This is a genomic window from Dyella sp., from assembly GCF_035486915.1.
In the GTDB taxonomy this organism is placed as follows: domain Bacteria; phylum Pseudomonadota; class Gammaproteobacteria; order Xanthomonadales; family Rhodanobacteraceae; genus Dyella_B.
In genome coordinates, this window is the sequence record NZ_DATHMR010000138.1 from 1 (window position 1) to 16,515 (window position 16,515).

General features: G+C 60.0%; 19 protein-coding genes. 8 read left to right on the forward strand and 11 right to left on the reverse strand.

Annotated features, from left to right (window positions below):
- On the forward strand, window positions 1-279 hold a 279-nt coding region (locus VK725_RS10850; protein WP_325318068.1), incomplete at its 5' end, for a hypothetical protein.
- Window positions 280-339: 60 nt separating this feature from the next.
- On the opposite strand, the gene VK725_RS10855 is transcribed toward VK725_RS10850, so the two are convergent.
- The 6 genes from VK725_RS10855 to VK725_RS10880 form a co-directional block, all read right to left on the reverse strand.
- The gene (locus tag VK725_RS10855; RefSeq protein WP_325318069.1) at window positions 340-1,767 is read right to left on the reverse strand and encodes an ATP-binding protein; all 1,428 of its coding nucleotides are present in this window, start codon (window positions 1,765-1,767) and stop codon (window positions 340-342) included.
- Complete coding sequence (locus VK725_RS10860; RefSeq protein ID WP_325318070.1) at window positions 1,721-2,407, reverse strand: response regulator transcription factor; 687 nt, start codon at window positions 2,405-2,407, stop codon at window positions 1,721-1,723. The genes VK725_RS10855 and VK725_RS10860 overlap by 47 nt, the downstream gene beginning before the upstream one ends.
- Complete coding sequence (locus tag VK725_RS10865) at window positions 2,407-2,739, reverse strand: PepSY domain-containing protein (RefSeq protein ID WP_325318071.1); 333 nt, start codon at window positions 2,737-2,739, stop codon at window positions 2,407-2,409. Before VK725_RS10865 ends, VK725_RS10860 begins: the two co-directional genes overlap by 1 nt.
- Before the next feature lie 90 nt (window positions 2,740-2,829).
- On the reverse strand, window positions 2,830-3,810 hold the full coding sequence (dusA, locus tag VK725_RS10870; protein WP_325318072.1) for a tRNA dihydrouridine(20/20a) synthase DusA: 981 nt from the start codon (window positions 3,808-3,810) through the stop codon (window positions 2,830-2,832).
- A gap of 77 nt (window positions 3,811-3,887) precedes the next feature.
- A complete protein-coding gene (locus tag VK725_RS10875; RefSeq protein ID WP_325318073.1) occupies window positions 3,888-4,766 on the reverse strand; it encodes a sel1 repeat family protein in 879 nt (292 codons plus the stop codon).
- A 159-nt stretch (window positions 4,767-4,925) separates the two neighbouring features.
- On the reverse strand, window positions 4,926-5,564 hold the full coding sequence (locus VK725_RS10880; RefSeq protein WP_325318074.1) for a TMEM175 family protein: 639 nt from the start codon (window positions 5,562-5,564) through the stop codon (window positions 4,926-4,928).
- Between the two features lie 215 nt (window positions 5,565-5,779).
- Between VK725_RS10880 and VK725_RS10885 the strand changes: the two genes are divergently transcribed.
- On the forward strand, window positions 5,780-6,556 hold the full coding sequence (locus VK725_RS10885) for a ferredoxin--NADP reductase (protein ID WP_325318075.1): 777 nt from the start codon (window positions 5,780-5,782) through the stop codon (window positions 6,554-6,556).
- 22 nt (window positions 6,557-6,578) lie between these two features.
- Here VK725_RS10885 and VK725_RS10890 read toward each other — a convergent pair whose 3' ends face one another.
- Together VK725_RS10890 and VK725_RS10895 are read right to left on the reverse strand one after the other, a co-directional pair.
- Window positions 6,579-6,974 (reverse strand): hypothetical protein, encoded by a 396-nt coding sequence (locus tag VK725_RS10890; protein WP_325318076.1) that lies wholly within the window; start codon window positions 6,972-6,974, stop codon window positions 6,579-6,581.
- 33 nt (window positions 6,975-7,007) lie between these two features.
- Window positions 7,008-7,583 (reverse strand): serine/threonine protein kinase, encoded by a 576-nt coding sequence (locus VK725_RS10895; protein WP_325318110.1) that lies wholly within the window; start codon window positions 7,581-7,583, stop codon window positions 7,008-7,010.
- 187 nt (window positions 7,584-7,770) lie between these two features.
- Between VK725_RS10895 and VK725_RS10900 the strand changes: the two genes are divergently transcribed.
- The gene (locus tag VK725_RS10900; RefSeq protein ID WP_325318111.1) at window positions 7,771-8,253 is read left to right on the forward strand and encodes a DUF456 domain-containing protein; all 483 of its coding nucleotides are present in this window, start codon (window positions 7,771-7,773) and stop codon (window positions 8,251-8,253) included.
- An 88-nt stretch (window positions 8,254-8,341) separates the two neighbouring features.
- Window positions 8,342-10,114: a DUF885 domain-containing protein gene (locus VK725_RS10905; RefSeq protein WP_325318077.1), complete on the forward strand. Its 1,773-nt coding sequence runs from the start codon at window positions 8,342-8,344 to the stop codon at window positions 10,112-10,114.
- A 197-nt stretch (window positions 10,115-10,311) separates the two neighbouring features.
- Here VK725_RS10905 and trhA read toward each other — a convergent pair whose 3' ends face one another.
- Window positions 10,312-10,980: a PAQR family membrane homeostasis protein TrhA gene (gene trhA, locus VK725_RS10910; protein ID WP_325318078.1), complete on the reverse strand. Its 669-nt coding sequence runs from the start codon at window positions 10,978-10,980 to the stop codon at window positions 10,312-10,314.
- An 89-nt stretch (window positions 10,981-11,069) separates the two neighbouring features.
- Window positions 11,070-11,519, reverse strand: a complete 450-nt coding sequence (locus VK725_RS10915; protein WP_325318079.1) for a hypothetical protein — start codon at window positions 11,517-11,519, stop codon at window positions 11,070-11,072.
- 330 nt (window positions 11,520-11,849) lie between these two features.
- Here VK725_RS10915 and VK725_RS10920 point away from each other — a divergent pair, with 330 nt between their 5' ends.
- A complete protein-coding gene (locus VK725_RS10920) occupies window positions 11,850-12,512 on the forward strand; it encodes an energy transducer TonB (protein WP_325318080.1) in 663 nt (220 codons plus the stop codon).
- Between the two features lie 88 nt (window positions 12,513-12,600).
- Here the strand turns inward: VK725_RS10920 and VK725_RS10925 are convergent, their stop codons facing one another.
- Window positions 12,601-12,888 (reverse strand): hypothetical protein, encoded by a 288-nt coding sequence (locus VK725_RS10925; RefSeq protein ID WP_325318081.1) that lies wholly within the window; start codon window positions 12,886-12,888, stop codon window positions 12,601-12,603.
- A gap of 192 nt (window positions 12,889-13,080) precedes the next feature.
- Between VK725_RS10925 and VK725_RS10930 the strand changes: the two genes are divergently transcribed.
- From VK725_RS10930 to cls, 3 genes are read left to right on the forward strand one after another with little or no spacing between them, the layout of a single operon-like run.
- Window positions 13,081-13,659 (forward strand): cysteine dioxygenase family protein, encoded by a 579-nt coding sequence (locus VK725_RS10930; RefSeq protein ID WP_325318082.1) that lies wholly within the window; start codon window positions 13,081-13,083, stop codon window positions 13,657-13,659.
- A gap of 42 nt (window positions 13,660-13,701) precedes the next feature.
- Window positions 13,702-15,069 carry an FAD/NAD(P)-binding protein gene (locus tag VK725_RS10935; protein ID WP_325318083.1) on the forward strand — a complete coding sequence of 456 codons (1,368 nt, stop codon included), beginning with the start codon at window positions 13,702-13,704 and terminating at the stop codon, window positions 15,067-15,069.
- Window positions 15,070-15,114: 45 nt separating this feature from the next.
- Window positions 15,115-16,515, forward strand: coding sequence for a cardiolipin synthase (gene cls / locus VK725_RS10940; RefSeq protein ID WP_325318084.1), 1,401 nt, complete (start codon window positions 15,115-15,117; stop codon window positions 16,513-16,515).

Genomic DNA, 16,515 nt, shown 5'->3' on the forward strand with positions numbered 1-16,515 from the left:
GTGGCGGGCATCGGCAGCAGCGCAGGCTCCAGCTACAACTGCAACCATCAGTCGCCGGAACACAGCAGCAACCACGATATGGTTGCCCCCAGCGGTGGCGATGCATTGGGTGTTTCTCACGCCAGCGCCGTGCCGTCATCGCCTTCCAGTCACCCCAGTAGCGCCAGCAACTCCTCAGAAAGCGACGTCATACACGTCAGCGACGATGCGTCGCCCAATCACTCCTCGCACGGTTCAGGCCTGAGTTGGCAATCGCTGCTCCCCGGCTCTATCCAGTAACAGCAACGCGCTACCCATCTTTGAGAGAAACTTTGCGGGAAAACCCGCGACGCTCGCGCGTCAGCCCGGCGGCAGAAGCACGCTGAAACGCGCGCCGCCAAACTCTTCGGAACGATCCACGGTCAACTCGCCATGATAGGCGCGCACGATGTCCTGCACGATGGACAGGCCAATGCCGTGACCTTGCACCCGTTCGTCGCCACGCACGCCGCGTTGCAGGACCTTTTCGATCTTGTCGTCGTCGATGCCGGGGCCGTCGTCCTCCACACTCAGCAGCAAGCCGGGCCGCTGACGCCCAGCCGGCGATGGCATCTTGACCACAAGCAACACGTGATGACGCGCCCACTTGAACGCGTTCTCCAGCAGATTGCCCATCAGTTCGAGTAAATCGCCCTGCTCGCCGTAGAACGCGGCATTGTCCTGAATATCGAATTCGCACAGCACGTTCTTGGCGGCGTAGACCTTTTCCAGACTTTGCACGAGATCTTCGGCGTGACCGGCGATCGGCACGGCGCTCGCGAATGTCTGACTGCCCGTCGTGGCCGCGCGCGCCAGTTGATAGGCCACCAGCTCGTCCATCTTGCGTACCTGATCGAGCACGGGAAGGCGCGCGGCCACCGGAACGTCACCCGCCGACTCCAGTTGCGAGCGAATGACGGCCAGCGGTGTCTTCAAGCTGTGCGCGAGATCGGCGAGCGTGTTCCGGTAACGCGTGCGCTGTACGCGTTCGCTGTCGATAAAGGCATTCATGCGCTCGGTCAGACCCGTCAGCTCCAGCGGATACTGGCTATCCAGATGATCGGCCTTGCCCCGCTCGATACGACTCAGATCGCTGGCCACTTTACGCAGCGGCGTAAGGCTCCAGTACAGCAGTATCAGCTGCAGCACGATCAGCATCACGCCCAGCAGGGCCAACCATCCAACGAGGCTGCGGCGATAGACGGCTACATTGCTTTCAAACTCCTCTTCGGTCTGCGCAACGGTAAACGTGAGCAGTACCGGATTGCCATTAGGCACATCCAATGCAATGCCGAAGCTGTAGTAGTAAAGACGGCCGAGCTCGGTATCGATGGGTCCGATGAATTGCTGCTGCCCCGGCGCCAGTTTGGGCAGGAAACCGAAATCGCGCTCCAACGCTGATGGCGATTCCCAATGGAATCCGTTTTCGCCCGTCACCACGGCGTATAGGCCCGAACCCGGGCGCGAGAACATCGGATCGGGCGGGGTATCGGGCAACAGGGGTGTGCCGTCGCGGCGGGGGTCGGTGCCGGCGATGTACGTTATGACGTAATCGTGCAGACGATCCTGCAACTTGTTGCGCTCGCTGGAATCATAGCTTTGCGACAACGTCCAGCCGATCGCGCCCAGGAATGCTGCGAGCACGAGTGCAGTGGTAAGCGCTGCGCGCGCCGCCAGTGAGAACGGGCGGCGCGTCGTCGCATTATTCGTCTTCGCTGCGAGGGATGGCAAAGCGATACCCGCGTCCACGCACCGTTTCGATCGGCTTCATCGTACTTTCCGGATCGAGCTTCCTGCGCAAGCGGCCGATGAAAACCTCGAGCACGTTCGAATCGCGGTCGAAATCCTGTTGATAGATGTGTTCGGTGAGGTCGGCTTTCGATACCAGTTCGCCGGCATGCAGCATCAGGTATTCGAGCACTTTGTATTCGTAGCTGGTGAGGTCTACCGCCTTACCGTCGACCGACACCGTTTGCGCCGTCGTGTCCAGCTTGATCGGCCCGCAAGCCAGTACGGGCTTGGACCAGCCGCTGGCGCGGCGCACCAGCGCGTTGATGCGCGCCAGCAGTTCTTCCACGTGGAAGGGCTTGACGAGGTAGTCGTCCGCACCGTGCTTCAACCCTTCGACCTTGTCCTGCCAGCTGCCACGGGCGGTGAGTATCAGGATGGGGTAACGCTGGCCCGCTTCACGCAGTGATTTGACCAGATCCATGCCCGACATCTTGGGCAGGCCCAGATCGATGATGGCCAGATCGAACGGCACTTCGCGACCCAGGTATATACCTTCTTCGCCATCCTGGGCGGCGTCCACGGCAAACCCATCGCGTTTGAGTCGAGCCGCCAGCGTTTCGCGCAACGGCGCTTCGTCTTCGACCAGGAGGATGCGCATCAGTGTTTCTCCTTCTTGTTGCTTCCGCCATTGGGGAACTTCTTGGGGGATTGTGCCGCAGCCGGTGGACGCGCGCTGACTTCGGAAGGGACGCCCATGACACGCACGTGCCCTTCCGGTGTGAGTACCTTGATGCGGTACTCCGTCCTGTGCCCGATTTGACGCGGCTCAGCCGACAGCACTTTACCGCCGACTTGTCGCTGCACCTGCTCTACGGCTTGATCCAGACTCAGATTTTTAGGAGGTGGTGCTGACGATTGGGCCGCAGCCATGCCGGCCATCAGCAGTCCGGCTGCTGCAATCGCCCCTGCTAGAAGGTGCTTGAAACCCATAATCCCTTGAGATTGATGCCGGATCCGGATCCGGCCGACGCGCCATACTGCGAAACCGGTGCTGAATGCTCGCCGGACGGCCGATCGCTATCACGCCGCGACCCGCGCCGGAGCCATCGCCTGCTCAATGAGTGACCAGTTGGCGCCGGAAAGATGCGCCCCTTCGCTCAAAATCCTGCGAAAGGCCCGCGCGCCGGGTTCGCCCTGATAAAGGCCGAGCAAATGCCGCGTGATGTGCTTCAGCGCGGTGCCGCGCGCCAGTTCGGCTTCGATGTAGGGACGCATGTGTTGCAGCACGCTGTCACGCGACGGCAACGGCATGTCATACAGGGCCGCCTCCACCTGCGCGAGAACGTAAGGTTCGTGATAGGCAGCGCGACCGAGCATCACGCCATCGACATGAGCCAGATGCTGCCGCATCGCCTGCACCGTGGTGATCCCGCCATTGATGACCACTACCAGCTGCGGGAATTCTCGCTTGAGTCGATAGACGCGCTCGTAATCGAGCGGCGGTATCTCGCGGTTCTCCTTCGGCGACAATCCCTGCAGCCACGCCTTGCGTGCATGCACAACAAGTACTTCCACGCCAGCCTCAATCATGGTTTCGGTGAAATGCTGCAGATCGGCGTATTCGTCCTGATCGTCCACGCCGATGCGGCATTTCACCGTGACCGGCACGGACACCGCATCGCGCATCGCTTTCACGCAATCGCCCACGAGCGCGGGTTCGCGCATCAGGCACGCGCCGAAGCGTCCGGATTGCACGCGATCGGAAGGGCAACCCACATTGAGATTGATTTCATCGTAGCCCGCCTGTGCGCCGTAACGTGCCGCCTCGGCCAGCTCACGCGGATCGCTGCCGCCCAGCTGCAATGCAACGGGATGCTCCTGCTGGCTGTGTTCCAGCAGACGCAGCTGTTTGCCGCGCACCAACGCAGCGCTGGTCACCATCTCTGTATAGAGCCGCGCGTGAGGCGACAACAGACGATGGAAATAACGGCAATGACGATCCGTCCAGTCCATCATGGGGGCCACCGATAGCCGGTAGTCTTGGGGGTTGGTGCTGTGCATAACCCCGCATTTTAGCCGCACAGCAAGCCTTTGCGTTTTTTGCGGTCTGGAATCGACCTATGCACTGCCAGGAGACACTACAACGGATTCGTGCCTCCGTCGGCCTGATCTGTTGGCGGCGCTGGAGAAGTTGAAAGGGCCGCAGGCGTGGGACTGTTGTGTACCTTCTGCAAGTCGCCCACTTTGACCGTTCCGCTCCAAAAGCTGTCTTCCGCCTTGAAGTAGGTCCGTGAGTTCCAGCGATTTTCTGCCCAGAATTCGCCACAGCCGGTAATGACGCCACCCTCGACCGCACCCAGACCGCAGTCAGGTAGCGGATCTCCGGCGTCAAGCCCTGCGGCGCCCACACCCGCTCCCGTCAACTGGGTAGAGAACTGTGCAAGGGTCGACTGCTCCAGCACGGCGTCGTCAACACCAGCAGGCGAACCAGTCATGTGAAGCTTTCCTTGTTGCAGTTGGGCGACCATCCGCGGCTTGGCAACAGCATCTCCATATTCGGCCATGAGTTGCTTGAGAATTTCATTTGCCTTGTCGCGCTGCTCTGGATCGAGCTGCGCCCATACGCTGTCGCGCGTATCCACAAACTTCGGATAGTTGCGTTCCGCAGAAAGCGCGATCCATGCATACGCGGTAACAGGATCTTTGGGAACGCCCTGGCCATTGAGATACATCAGGCCGATGCTTAGTTGCGACACCTTGTCGGCGTAGCGAGCGCCAAGCAAAAAGTATTTCATCGCTCCGGCGTAGTCGCCTTTTTCGTAGCGAAGAATGCCGCCAAATTGACCGTGCAGGTCGGGATGACCTTCGGTCGAATTTTCGCTCATGGATTTCAGCGTGTGTTGCAGTTGCTGATCGGTCGGCGCAGCAGGTGCCTGATCACCGTCGACGGCAGACGCGATAGAAGGAACGAGTCCAAGCGCAACGCTGCAAATGAATGCACGACATAGAGCCTTCATAACGCCTCCTTGGCCACTGCGAAAGGCAGGTCGAACAAGCGATACGAACGGCAGGGAGTTTACACCCGGAAAATGCGTACTGTTTTGCGAAATTGTTAGGTTCGCGTTGTGGCCAAATGCCAGTCCGTTGAATCCTTGACTGGTATCTCTACAAAACGCTCAATCGAGCTTTTTCGCGGCCTTTTCCAAACGGATCGACATCGCGCGTAGAGTTATTCCGATCAGCGTCAATGCAACAGCCAGCACGTTCATATGAAGGCTGTACACGGCCAGGGCGCCGAAAATAATGACGACGAATGAATCCTCCAGCAACCAACTCCACGCACGTGCCTTGGGCACTCCGGGAGCCAAGCGACCAATGAACGCCGCGTATCCCCAGCCAATGCACAAGGATAGATAGATGGCCATCAGCGATACGGCATAAATCAGCATGCCGTTGACATGAGCGCCGTTTTCATCAGTGAGTGTTTGACGAACGAATACCGGAAGCAACGCCACCAGACTCAACAACAGAAGTGTGGCAATCGTGACGGGACCATCCACCCGATGCAGATGCGCCAGCGTGCGTCGATGGCGCGCCCACACGCCGCCCACGAGAAAGAAGCTCAGAAAGTACACGCCCAGCGGAAGCGCCCAGATCTGTATCAGGCTCTCACCGGCAGACGCCGTCGGTTTCAGTTCCACGGCCGACAACGTCATGGCAATCGCAAAAACTCCGTCGGACAGCATCACCAGCCGGTCGAAATGCCGCTGATGCACGTGGTGTTCCTTCACTTGATGTATCGGCTGCGAATCCATACCCCCTCCCGCGAGCGACCCGTCACATTCTGCCCAGAATCGATGGATACCTGCTATGGGACCATACAGGCATCCGGTGCACCGATCGCGTAAAATGGCAAAGCGGTCACTACCCCCCAGCAGCTTGAGCCAGGCGCCCGGCAACCGCGAGCCCTCGCGATACGCACTCATGTAGTGACCTGCTTCCCCTTATCGCAATCTGAGAACACAACGCTATGGTGGCTTTGGCGACCGAACAAGTTATCGATGTGCATCACTGGAACGAGAGCCTTTTCAGCTTTCGCACCACGCGCGATCCCGGCTTCCGTTTCGATAGCGGACAATTCGTGATGATCGGCCTGGAAGTGGATGGCCGTCCGTTGATGCGCGCGTATTCGATTGCCAGCGCGGCATGGGAAGAACATCTTGAGTTCTTTTCCATCAAGGTGGAGAACGGCCCGCTGACGTCACGCCTGCAGCACCTGAAACCGGGCGACACGATCACCGTGAGCCGCAAACCAACCGGCACGCTGGTGCTGACGGATCTCAAACCGGGCAAGCATCTTTATCTGCTGGGCACGGGTACGGGACTGGCACCTTTCATGAGCATCGTCCGCGACCCGGAAACCTACGATCGCTACGAAAAAATCGTGCTCGCGCATGGCGTGCGCAACATCAGCGATCTGGCGTATTCGAACTATCTGCAGAACGAACTGCCGCAACACGACTACCTCGGCGAGTTGGTGCGGGAGAAGCTGATCTACTACCCGACTGTCACACGCGAACCGTTCCGCAATCGAGGCCGCATCACCGACAACATCGTCGATGGCGCGATGAGCGCAGCCATTGGACTACCCACACTCAATCCGGAAACCGATCGCGTGATGCTGTGCGGCAGCCCGGTGATGCTCGACGATCTTTGTGCGCTGCTCGACGCTCGTGGTTTCCACGCATCGCCGCGTACCCGCGAGCCGGGCGATTACGTCATCGAACGCGCCTTCGTCGAGAAATAACCGCAACGCAACGCAGGATCGCTTACATGTCGCGGTCCTGCGTGACATGCCAGGCGAAACATGTCGCCAGCGGCGTTGGAATGCCATGCACGTTGTGCTGCACCCACTGGCCGATGGACACCTCTTCGTCTTTCATCGCCGCGCCTGCCCACGTATTGACGTAGGTGCCGTGTAGCGGATCGTTGCGATAGAACAGGAAACCGTTATCGGACACGTGCGTGTCGACATAGATCACGCGCCAGTCGCCTTCGCGAAAGACCTGCAGCACATCGACGTTCGCCACATGAAGTTGTTTGGCGATGACGGGTGCCCACGCGTGCTTTTGCGCGTCCGTCAGCGTTCGGTCGATTCCGGTGCAGGGCGACGCGCTCACGACGCCGGTGATTAGCCATACATGGACGAGTAGCCATTTGCGCATATCGCCTCCCCTGGATCGGCAACGCGTGCAGCATCAATCGCGCACGCGGCCTTTGCCTTCGTTATCCCAATAACCGAACACGCGTCTCGCGATGAGTTTGTACAAGCGCTTGCCGGTTGCGCGCCATAGCCGCGAATGCAACGCGGGTGTCTTCAGCATCGCGCGCTGCCGCGTGCTGAGCGCATGATCGCAATAGGTGCGCTTGTGCTTGAGCAAATGACGCAAGTCTTCGCGCGCCAGCAGGCGGAACAATCGCCCGCGTCGGCCACGCGTCCATGCAATCTGAAAATCCACCAGCGCAGGACGCCCATCCGCCTGCACCAGCCAATTGGGCTCCTTGGCAAGATCGTTGTGCACGATGCCGCGCCGATGCAGCTGCGCCAGCAAACGCAGCGCGTCGCGGTAATAGGCAACGTCGCGCGGTTGTGCCTGCTGCATGGGCGAGCCTGCGATGTAACTGCGTAGCAATTCGCGCCCATCCCAGCCCAGTAGCGCCGGCACACCGTCGATGCCGTCCAATTTCCCGAGCGCCCTGGCCTCGCGCGCCGCGGCACGTTTCGCAAACGCACGCGCCCACCAGCGAGCCGCGCGGATATCGCGGCGAATCATGCGCACGCCATCGCGTTCGATGATCTCGATCCGACCAAGTTCATCGGCTTTGAGCAAAGTGGGGTTGACGTCTGACACACATTTACCTGGCAGGGACTGCGAGCGGCTTGCCCGCCGCATCGCGGCGACGGACTATTGTGGCTGATCCGCGGCACTGCCGCCGCTTCGAGGATGACGCATGACTGCGCTGGAGATCGCGCTCTACGCACTGGCCGCGGTGCTGATCATTGTCGGATTGCTCGGCACGGTGCTGCCCATCCTCCCGGGCATTCCGATGATCTTCGGTGGCATCTGGCTGGCGGCGGCCGTCGATGGCTATCACCATGTCGGCAAAGGGTGGCTGATCACGCTGGGTGTGCTGGCTGTCTTGGGCGTGCTGGTGGACTTCCTGGCCGCATCGATAGGCGCCAAACGCGTCGGAGCCAGTCAACAGGCCATGTGGGGCGCCATGCTCGGCACCCTCGTCGGACTCTTTTTCGGCCTGCCTGGCCTGTTGCTCGGTCCATTCGCGGGTGCGCTGGTGGGCGAGTTCACCTCGGGCAAAAGCGTGCTGCGCTCGGCCCACGTGGGCGTGGCGACCTGGTTGGGTCTGCTTTTCGGGACGCTGGTGAAGCTGGTGATCTCCTTCATGATGATCGGCCTGTTCGGTTTTGCGATGCTCGTGGGGTAGCTACCCATGGGGTAGCCACCAACTTTCGATACATGCCGCTCACACTCGGTCCCCGTAAGCTCGACGCACTTACATTGGGGAACTTCGTATGAGCAAACGTCTCGCCCTGGCCGTGGCAATCGCATTGACTGCGGTCGGCTCGGTCCACGCGCAAACTTCGCAGACGCAGGCATGGGTCGCTCGCAGCAACGACGACGCCAAAGTGCTGCTCGATGTCATGGCGCGTTTCACGCCCGAAACCGCCACGCAGGTCGGCGTGCCCGGCTATGACGACAAAGTCGTCGACCTGAAGCCGAACTCCGATGCGCGCACACGTGCGGCGTATGCCGATGCACGGTCAAAGCTGCAAGCGATGCTCGCGAAGGAGAAGGACACCAACGTGCGCCAGGATCTACAGATCATGATCAAGGCGGCGGATCTGGCGATCGAAGGCATCGATCTCAACGACAAATACATGCTGCCGTATCAGGACGTCGGCCAGCTGATCTTCAACGGCGAGTTTTCGCTGCTGCGCGATGACGTCGATGCCAAGCGCTGGCCGGCCGCACGCAAGCGTCTGGAATGCTATGTGGGTCAGACGCCTGGTTGCACGCCACTAGTCAAACTGGCTGAAGCGCAAACAACGGAGCAATTGTCCAACAAGCAGCTGCTGGGCCCTTACAAGAATAATGTCGATCAGCAGATCGCCAACTCCGATCGTTATGCGCAAGGCATTCGCCAGCTCTTTACCAAGTATAAACTCGACGATGCCGAAGGCAAAGCCGCACTCGATGCGATGGATGCCCAGCTGAAGGATTACAACGCATGGGTACGCAGCACTATCGCGCCGCGTCAGCGCGATGACTTCCGTTTGCCCGAACCGTTGTATGCGTACAACCTCAAGCAGGTCGGGATCGACATCCCACCGGAAGAACTGATCAAGCAGGCGCAGCTCGAATTCGTCGAAGTGCGCTCTGCCATGCAGACCATAGCGCCCGAAGTCGCGAAGGCCGAAGGTTTCCAGGCGACGGATTATCGCGATGTCATCAAGGAACTGAAGAAACAGCAATTGGGTAAGGACGATGTGGTGCCGTGGTATCACCAAGTCATAGCGAAGATCGAAGACATCATCCGCCGTGACCACGTCGCCACATTGCCGCAGCGCGAAATGCAGATGCGCATTGCGTCCGACGCGGAAACGGCGGCAACGCCCGCCCCGCACATGGATCCGCCGCCACTCGTCAACAATCACGGTGAACGCGGGACGTTTGTGCTGACGATGGGCAATCCGACCGCAAAGGGCGACAACTCCGACACCTACGACGACTTCACCTATAAGGCTGCCGCGTGGCCGCTCACCTCACACGAGGGTCGTCCCGGCCATGAACTGCAATTTTCGGCCATGGTCGAACGCGGCGTATCGCTGGCACGCAGCCTGTTCGCGTTCAACAGCGTCAACGTGGAAGGCTGGGCCCTGTACTCCGAATCGGAAATGCTGCCGTATGAACCGATCGAGGGTCAGTTCACCACGCTACAGTTCCGCTTGATACGTGCAGCGCGTGCGTTTCTCGATCCGATGTTGAATCTGGGCATGATCAGCAAGGAACGCGCGCATGACGTTCTGCGCTATGACGTCGGCCTGTCGGAAGCCATGACGCGCGAAGAGCTCGATCGCTTCACGTTCAACAGCCCTGGTCAGGCCACCGCGTATTTCTACGGTTATATGCGCCTGCAGCAGCTTCGCTTGCAAACGGAATTGGCGCTGGGCAAGAACTTCAATCGCCAGGCTTTCAACGATTTCATCATCGATCAGGGCTTGCTGCCGCCCGATCAACTCGCTGAAGCCGTGCGCACGCAGTTCATTGCGTCGCAACGGAAATAACGGGAAAACGAGCAGGCGGCACGAGCTTCATAATCGACATTCCAGCACAATCGTCATTCCAGCGAGAGCTGGTATCCAGTACCTTTTGGGGGGCCTGTAAAATCACTGGATCCCAGCTTTCGCTGGGATGACGACTTGGGAATATGTCATTTTTGGCCGCCTCAGCGCACTCGCCATGGAACTTTTTTAATAGGCGCTTACATACGTGCGTTCGGCACGACGTAAAGCAACACGGCAAGAAACTGCAACACGCTGCCAGCCAGCACGAAGAAATGCCACACCGAATGGTGATATGGCAAACGGCGCCACAGATAAAATGGCACGCCCAACGTGTAAGCCGCTCCGCCGCCGAGCAACAACACCATGCCGCCTGTTTGCAGATGCGCGAGCAACGGCCTGAACGCAATGATGCCCACCCAACCCATCGCGATGTATAGCAACACCGCAAAACGGCGGTAACGCTTAAGTACGCCCAATTCCAGCGCGCTTCCCAACAAGGCCAGCGACCACACAATGCCAAACAGGCTCCAGCCCCACGTGCCGCGCAGAGCGATCAGCGTGAAGGGCGTATACGTTCCAGCAATAAGCAGAAAGATCGCGATGTGATCCAACGTGCGCAACACGCGCCGCGCCGATTCGGCACGCACGGTGTGATAAAGCGTCGAAGCTGTGTAAAGCAGAATCAGCGAGATGCCATACACCGCGCTCGCCAGCACATCGCTGGCTGTACCGGCCATGGCCGTGTGGATGACCAGCACGGCAAGTCCGATCGCGCTGAGCACGATGCCAACGCCGTGAATCACGCTGCTGGCAAGCTCATCGCCAAAACCATAACGAGGAAGCACGGCCTCGTTTACTGCGGTCATGCGGACAACTCCTTGGCGTCCCGCCATGTTGCAGGACAAGCTGGCACCTTAACCGGCTTATCCCGATTTACCTAATGCAAAAAAACGCATCAAGGTTCGATGATGAAAGCACCGAAGGCGATGCCGATGTTCCATCCGCGACCTTTGCCGCTCAATGCAAGCGACACGTTACCCTTGGTCAATATCTGACTGTCCGCACTGACTTGCGCACCCGCGTGAGCTTCAGCGCTCGCGTAATGCCCCAGCACTTCGTGAATGTCATAGACGCCGGTAAAGCGCCCTTCTCCATCGTCGATCTCGGTTTTTCCGAACGTCAGGCCACCGCCTTCCGCACGAATGTGCACATGCATGGTCTGACCGTTATAGCAGCGGATCGTGCCGGTGCCCTCGGCGCGCTTGTAGAACGCAGACCATCCTGTCAACTGGAATTGCATGCGGCAGTCGACATCGGAGGCCGCATGCGCGGGTGCCGAGGTACCCAAGCCCGCCAGACTCAGCAATGCCGCACCCACCCACGTCGTTGCGGCTGTCGTTTTCATCGGCGTCCCCGTGTCGTATGGAAGTGCGGATTGTCGCAAAGAGTTCTACCCGGTTTTCGTGAAGGCCGCCATCACGAAAGTTGCACATGCAAGCAAACCGCCGCCCGTCAGGATGCGCCCCAAGGGTGCCGCCTCCCCGGCATCCCTTATCCTGCAACCCCGCATCCCGCGGGGTCTTTTTTTGGCATTTTCCTTCACGGCGTTTAGACGGCTATTGCACAAACCGTGACGAAAGGCATAGGCTGAAGTCGCGCCGGCCACGATCCCCCTGTGTCCCCACACAGCGCGGCTCAAGCGCATCACAACCACATCGTCGTCAGGAGGTCGCTTATGCCGTCCGCAAGCCTGGCTGTCGTTCGTCGTGCACAACCGGATATGGTGCGTGTTGCCGCACTAAGCGTGGCCATCACGCTCAATCTCGCTGCTTTGCTATTAGCCATGCGGCCGCTCGCGCCGCAGATTGCCGATGCGATTCAAACGGTGCGGGTCGAAACCGTACGCATCATCGAACCACCACCGCCCACGCCCCCGCCGCCACCGGACATCGTTGTCAAACCTTTGCCCAAAGCGTTGCCGGTAACGCCGCCTGTGCCTGTTGTGCACGTGCAGCAGGTGACACCGCCTGTGGTGACACCCACTACGGAGCCATCGGATAACGCCAAACCCATTGCGGTGCCGACACCCAACGTTACACCGCCACCCTCGATCGCTCCGGGCGTGGTGTCGCTCGCTTATCGGTCGTCGCCGTTGAAGTTTCCGGTGCAGGCATTGCGCCAGCGCATGTCCGGAACGGTGTTGTTGCGTGTCCTGGTGGATGAAAACGGCAAGCCCGTCGACGTGGTGATCGAACAGAGCAGCGGCTTCAAGTTGCTCGATAACAGTGCGCGCGAACAGGTGTTGGCGACATGGCTATTCCAGCCTGCCGTGATCGACGGTCACGCCGTCCGCGCATGGGCGCGTGTGCCGGTGAGTTTTGCATTTCAGCAAATGTAAAAAGCGCGTTGCCGTGAAGGGCTCGGGACCCGGCCAGCCATCCCATGTGCTGAACCGGGTCTCGCTCCACGGCTACCGCAAAGACATCTCAGCGCGACACTGTCGGTGCCGTGACAGGGCGACGTGCGATGTGCGCAATGCCCCAGATCAATCCGAACAGCAAAAGCGCCGGCAGGCACAGCGGCAACAGCGACAGCGCCACGAGCGGCAACACGAGCAGCATCACGAGGCCGCCGATGAACAATCCGATGCCGCCTGCGAGCAGGCCAATCAGTCCGCCCACCAATCCGAACGTCACCTTGAATACCAGGCCAATCAACGACCCGAACATCCATAGCGCGCCCACCATCACTGCAACAATCATCAGCCCGATCATGTCCGTTTCTCCAAGTCAACCGTACGGTCAGATGCGCCTAACCCGCTGAACGTTTAAAGAGCATGCCGCAAGGATAGGCCTGCGCGGACTGTGGTCCATGCTGCAAAAGTCATGGTTGAAATTCAGAGTCTTACGTCCACTTAACGAGGGGCATGCTCCACTTCGGATCGTCCAAGGCCGCCCACAAAGCCTATGCGCTCTTATCGACACAGCCTCAAAGCGTTGCGCGACATTGCGCTTGCGAACACGCTTGAGAAAACCCCCGATCTCGCGTCGATATCGCGCGAGCTCGGCGCCATCATTCATCGTGATGCATCCGTATTGGCGGACGGCATGGCGGATCTGCGTCATCGCAATCGCGGTTTCGAGCGCTGGCTATTGGGTCGCCGCGGTCGTCCGGGCGTCAGCGTGCTGGTGATGGCGTGGCCGGCGGGTTACACCACACCGTCGCACGATCATGCCGGTCTGTGGGGCATTGAATTGAGTTTGTACGGCGCACTGGAAGTGGAATCGTGGTCGCGCGAATCCACCGCACAGGCGTGGCAACTGCGCGGACGCGATTGGCTCGGCCCCGGCGACGCAACATGGTTCGACGCCGATGTGCCGTATATGCACCGCTGCCGCAATCTTTCGCGGCACGAAACCGCGCTCACGTTGCATATCTATGGTGGCGATCTCGACGATTACGCCACGTATGAAGAGTCCGAATCCGAACCGTACTGGCAAAGTCAGCCGCAGCGCGCAAGGATTGCCGGTCCGCTTCGCGTCTGATATCAACACACATTCGTTTGCATCCACGTTTCAAGGAATGACATGTTTCGACGGGTCGCCATCATTGGCGGCGGCGCCGCGGGGGCCACGTTGCTCAGCGAATTGCTGGAACGTCCCGTGTCGCAGCCGCTGCATCTCGACTGGTACACGGGCGGTAGCGTGCCAGGTCGCGGTGTCGCCTATGGCACACGCTCGCCGTTGCATCTGCTGAATGTTCGCGCCGCGTCGATGGGCATGTTTGCGAGTCGCCCTGGCGGGTTTCTTGAGTACATGCAGAAAATCGACCCGAGCATTTCGGGTACCGATTTTCTGCCGCGCAGCTGGTACGGCGATTATCTGGAAGCCGAAACGGCCACCGCGCTCGTGCGCGCCAGAGACAAGGGTCACGACGTTCGCGTCGTACCGTATGAAGTGGAAGCCGCCGTACCGGAAAACGACGGCGTTACCCTGTTCCAGGGCGAATCGCAGACGCGCGTCGATGCGGCCGTGCTCGCACTCGGCGCACTGGAGCCGCGCCCTCTGTCCGGCGTCACCGACGATGCACTCGCCAGCGGCCGTTATGTCCTCAAGCCCTGGCCACTGCTCGCCGACGTGAAACCCGATACCCAGGCACACAACGTGATCGTGATCGGCCTTGGTTTGACAGCCGTCGACGTATTGCTCGAGCTTGCCTCGAAATGGCCGAACGCGCGCTTCACCGCCATTTCGCGCCATGGCCTGCTGCCGGAGGTGCACAAGGCCAACGCAGCACTACCGTTCGAAGATAGCGAAGAACTCGTCGAGGCGATGCACGACGCGCCCGACATCCGCACGTGGACGCATCTGTTGAGCGACGCCATTTCGCGCACCGACGACTGGCGTCGCGTGATCGACTCCTTGCGTCCGCACACGGCCATGCTGTGGGGGCAGTTATCGCAGGCAGAACGGTCGCGCTTCCTGCGTCACACACGCTGGGCGTGGGAACGTGCGCGTCACCGCATGGCACCGCAAATCTCCGAATCCGTGCGTGCACTGGAACGCGACGGGCGCCTGCACCGCTTGCGTGGCCACATGCACGGTGTTTCCCTCACCGATAACGGCTTGCAAATGACGTTGCTACCGAAGGGTGACGCAACAGAAGTCACGCTCGACGCGGACTTGATCATCCAGAGCACGGGGTTGGAAACGGACGTGCGCCGTACGCAGCACACCCTTCTCCAGCAACTGATGACCAATGGGCATATCCGCTCCGATCCTTTCGGCCTGGGTGTGGAGGCCACCACCGACGGTCATCTGCTGCACGACGGCAAGGCATGGCCGCGGTTGTTCGCCATCGGCAGCCTGTTGCGCGGTACGCTGTGGGAATCCACCGCCATGCCGGAAATCCGCCAGCAGGCGCGGCAACTGACCGATCAATTGCTGGCTGACTAAGGAACAGGAAGACAAGCGCTCAGCCGTGCGAGAATCGCACGCATCATGAGCATTCCGCAGCTTCTTACTGTCGTCGCCATGCTGCTGCACGTGGCGGGCATTTTCGCCGCAATGCATGCGGTGATGAACACACGCACGCCACAGGGTGCCTTCGCCTGGGCCCTCGGTTTGACACTGCTGCCCTATGTCACGCTGGTTCCTTACCTTTTTCTTGGACGCAGGAAATTTTCCGGCTACGTCACGCTCCATCGCGCGCATCGCCAACGTCTTTCCGAGGCCACGCTACGCGACGGCTACACCGACATACCGCCTGCCTGTTCGCAATACACGGCGTTGGCGCAGATGCTCAACGCAAACTTTCATCCGGGGCAGCAGCTGAAGCTGCTGATCGACGGCGATGCGACGTTCGAAGCCATTCTGGGCGCGATCGCCAAAGCCGAGCGTTGCGTACTCGTGCAATTCTTCATCTTTCACGACGATGCGCTTGGCCGACGCGTGCAAGAGGCGTTGCTCGAACGCGCGGCGGCGGGCGTGCAGATCTTCGTGCTGTTCGACGGTATCGGCAGCCATGCGCTTCCGAAACACTATGTCGAAACATTGCAAAAGGGCGGCGTGGCAATCCACCCTTTCGCCACGCAACGGCGCAGCAATCGCTTCCAGCTGAACTTCCGCAATCACCGCAAGATCGTGGTGGTCGATGGCTGGCTGGGCTTTGTCGGCGGCTTGAATGTGGGCGATGAATACCTCGGCCTGAAACCGCCGCTGGCACCGTGGCGCGATACGCATCTGCAACTGAGCGGGCCGGCCGTGACCGATCTGCAGCGCAGCTTCGCCGTCGATTGGCACTGGGTGACCGGCGAATTGCCGCCGATCCTGCCGACTCGCCCTGCGCAAGGCAGTGCCTATACCTTGATTGCCGCGATGGGGCCCGCCGATCCGCAGGAAAGCTGTTCGCTGTTTTTCACCGTCGCGATCAATGCGGCGCGCGAACGTCTCTGGATATCGTCACCGTACTTCGTACCCGATCAATCCGTGGCGTCCGCGTTGCGTCTTGCAGTGTTGCGCGGCGTGGATGTGCGCGTGCTGCTTCCCTCGCGGCCCGATCATCACACCGTGTTTCTCGCTTCCACGCTGCACGCCTACGACGCGACGAATGCGGGCATTCGTCTATTCCGCTATCGACCCGGTTTCGTGCATCAGAAGGTGCTTCTGGTCGACAACGATACGGCCAGCGTGGGGAGTGCCAATCTCGACAACCGCTCGTTCCGCCTGAACTTCGAAATCACGGCGTTGAACGTGGATTCGGTCTTTGCGAAAGACGTGGAACGCATGCTCATCGAGGATTTCAGCAAATCCGTGGAAATCACCCGCGACGAATACCGCAAGGCGTCGTATCTGCGGCGCCTTGCGATGCATATCGCGCGCTTGTTCGATCCGATTCTGTAA

Bases quoted from the DNA above. Each gene is read 5' to 3' on its own strand.
- VK725_RS10920 (WP_325318080.1), top strand. From the start codon at position 11,850: ATGCCGTCCGCAAGCCTGGCTGTCGTTCGTCGTGCACAACCGGATATG.
- VK725_RS10860 (WP_325318070.1), bottom strand. From the start codon at position 2,407: ATGCGCATCCTCCTGGTCGAAGACGAAGCGCCGTTGCGCGAAACGCTG.
- trhA (WP_325318078.1), bottom strand. From the start codon at position 10,980: ATGACCGCAGTAAACGAGGCCGTGCTTCCTCGTTATGGTTTTGGCGAT.
- VK725_RS10865 (WP_325318071.1), bottom strand. From the start codon at position 2,739: ATGGGTTTCAAGCACCTTCTAGCAGGGGCGATTGCAGCAGCCGGACTG.
- VK725_RS10885 (WP_325318075.1), top strand. From the start codon at position 5,780: ATGGTGGCTTTGGCGACCGAACAAGTTATCGATGTGCATCACTGGAAC.
- VK725_RS10880 (WP_325318074.1), bottom strand. From the start codon at position 5,564: ATGGATTCGCAGCCGATACATCAAGTGAAGGAACACCACGTGCATCAG.
- VK725_RS10905 (WP_325318077.1), top strand. From the start codon at position 8,342: ATGAGCAAACGTCTCGCCCTGGCCGTGGCAATCGCATTGACTGCGGTC.
- VK725_RS10890 (WP_325318076.1), bottom strand. From the start codon at position 6,974: ATGCGCAAATGGCTACTCGTCCATGTATGGCTAATCACCGGCGTCGTG.
- VK725_RS10915 (WP_325318079.1), bottom strand. From the start codon at position 11,519: ATGAAAACGACAGCCGCAACGACGTGGGTGGGTGCGGCATTGCTGAGT.
- dusA (WP_325318072.1), bottom strand. From the start codon at position 3,810: ATGCACAGCACCAACCCCCAAGACTACCGGCTATCGGTGGCCCCCATG.
- VK725_RS10895 (WP_325318110.1), bottom strand. From the start codon at position 7,583: ATGATTCGCCGCGATATCCGCGCGGCTCGCTGGTGGGCGCGTGCGTTT.
- VK725_RS10875 (WP_325318073.1), bottom strand. From the start codon at position 4,766: ATGAAGGCTCTATGTCGTGCATTCATTTGCAGCGTTGCGCTTGGACTC.
- cls (WP_325318084.1), top strand. From the start codon at position 15,115: ATGAGCATTCCGCAGCTTCTTACTGTCGTCGCCATGCTGCTGCACGTG.
- VK725_RS10935 (WP_325318083.1), top strand. From the start codon at position 13,702: ATGTTTCGACGGGTCGCCATCATTGGCGGCGGCGCCGCGGGGGCCACG.
- VK725_RS10930 (WP_325318082.1), top strand. From the start codon at position 13,081: ATGCGCTCTTATCGACACAGCCTCAAAGCGTTGCGCGACATTGCGCTT.
- VK725_RS10925 (WP_325318081.1), bottom strand. From the start codon at position 12,888: ATGATCGGGCTGATGATTGTTGCAGTGATGGTGGGCGCGCTATGGATG.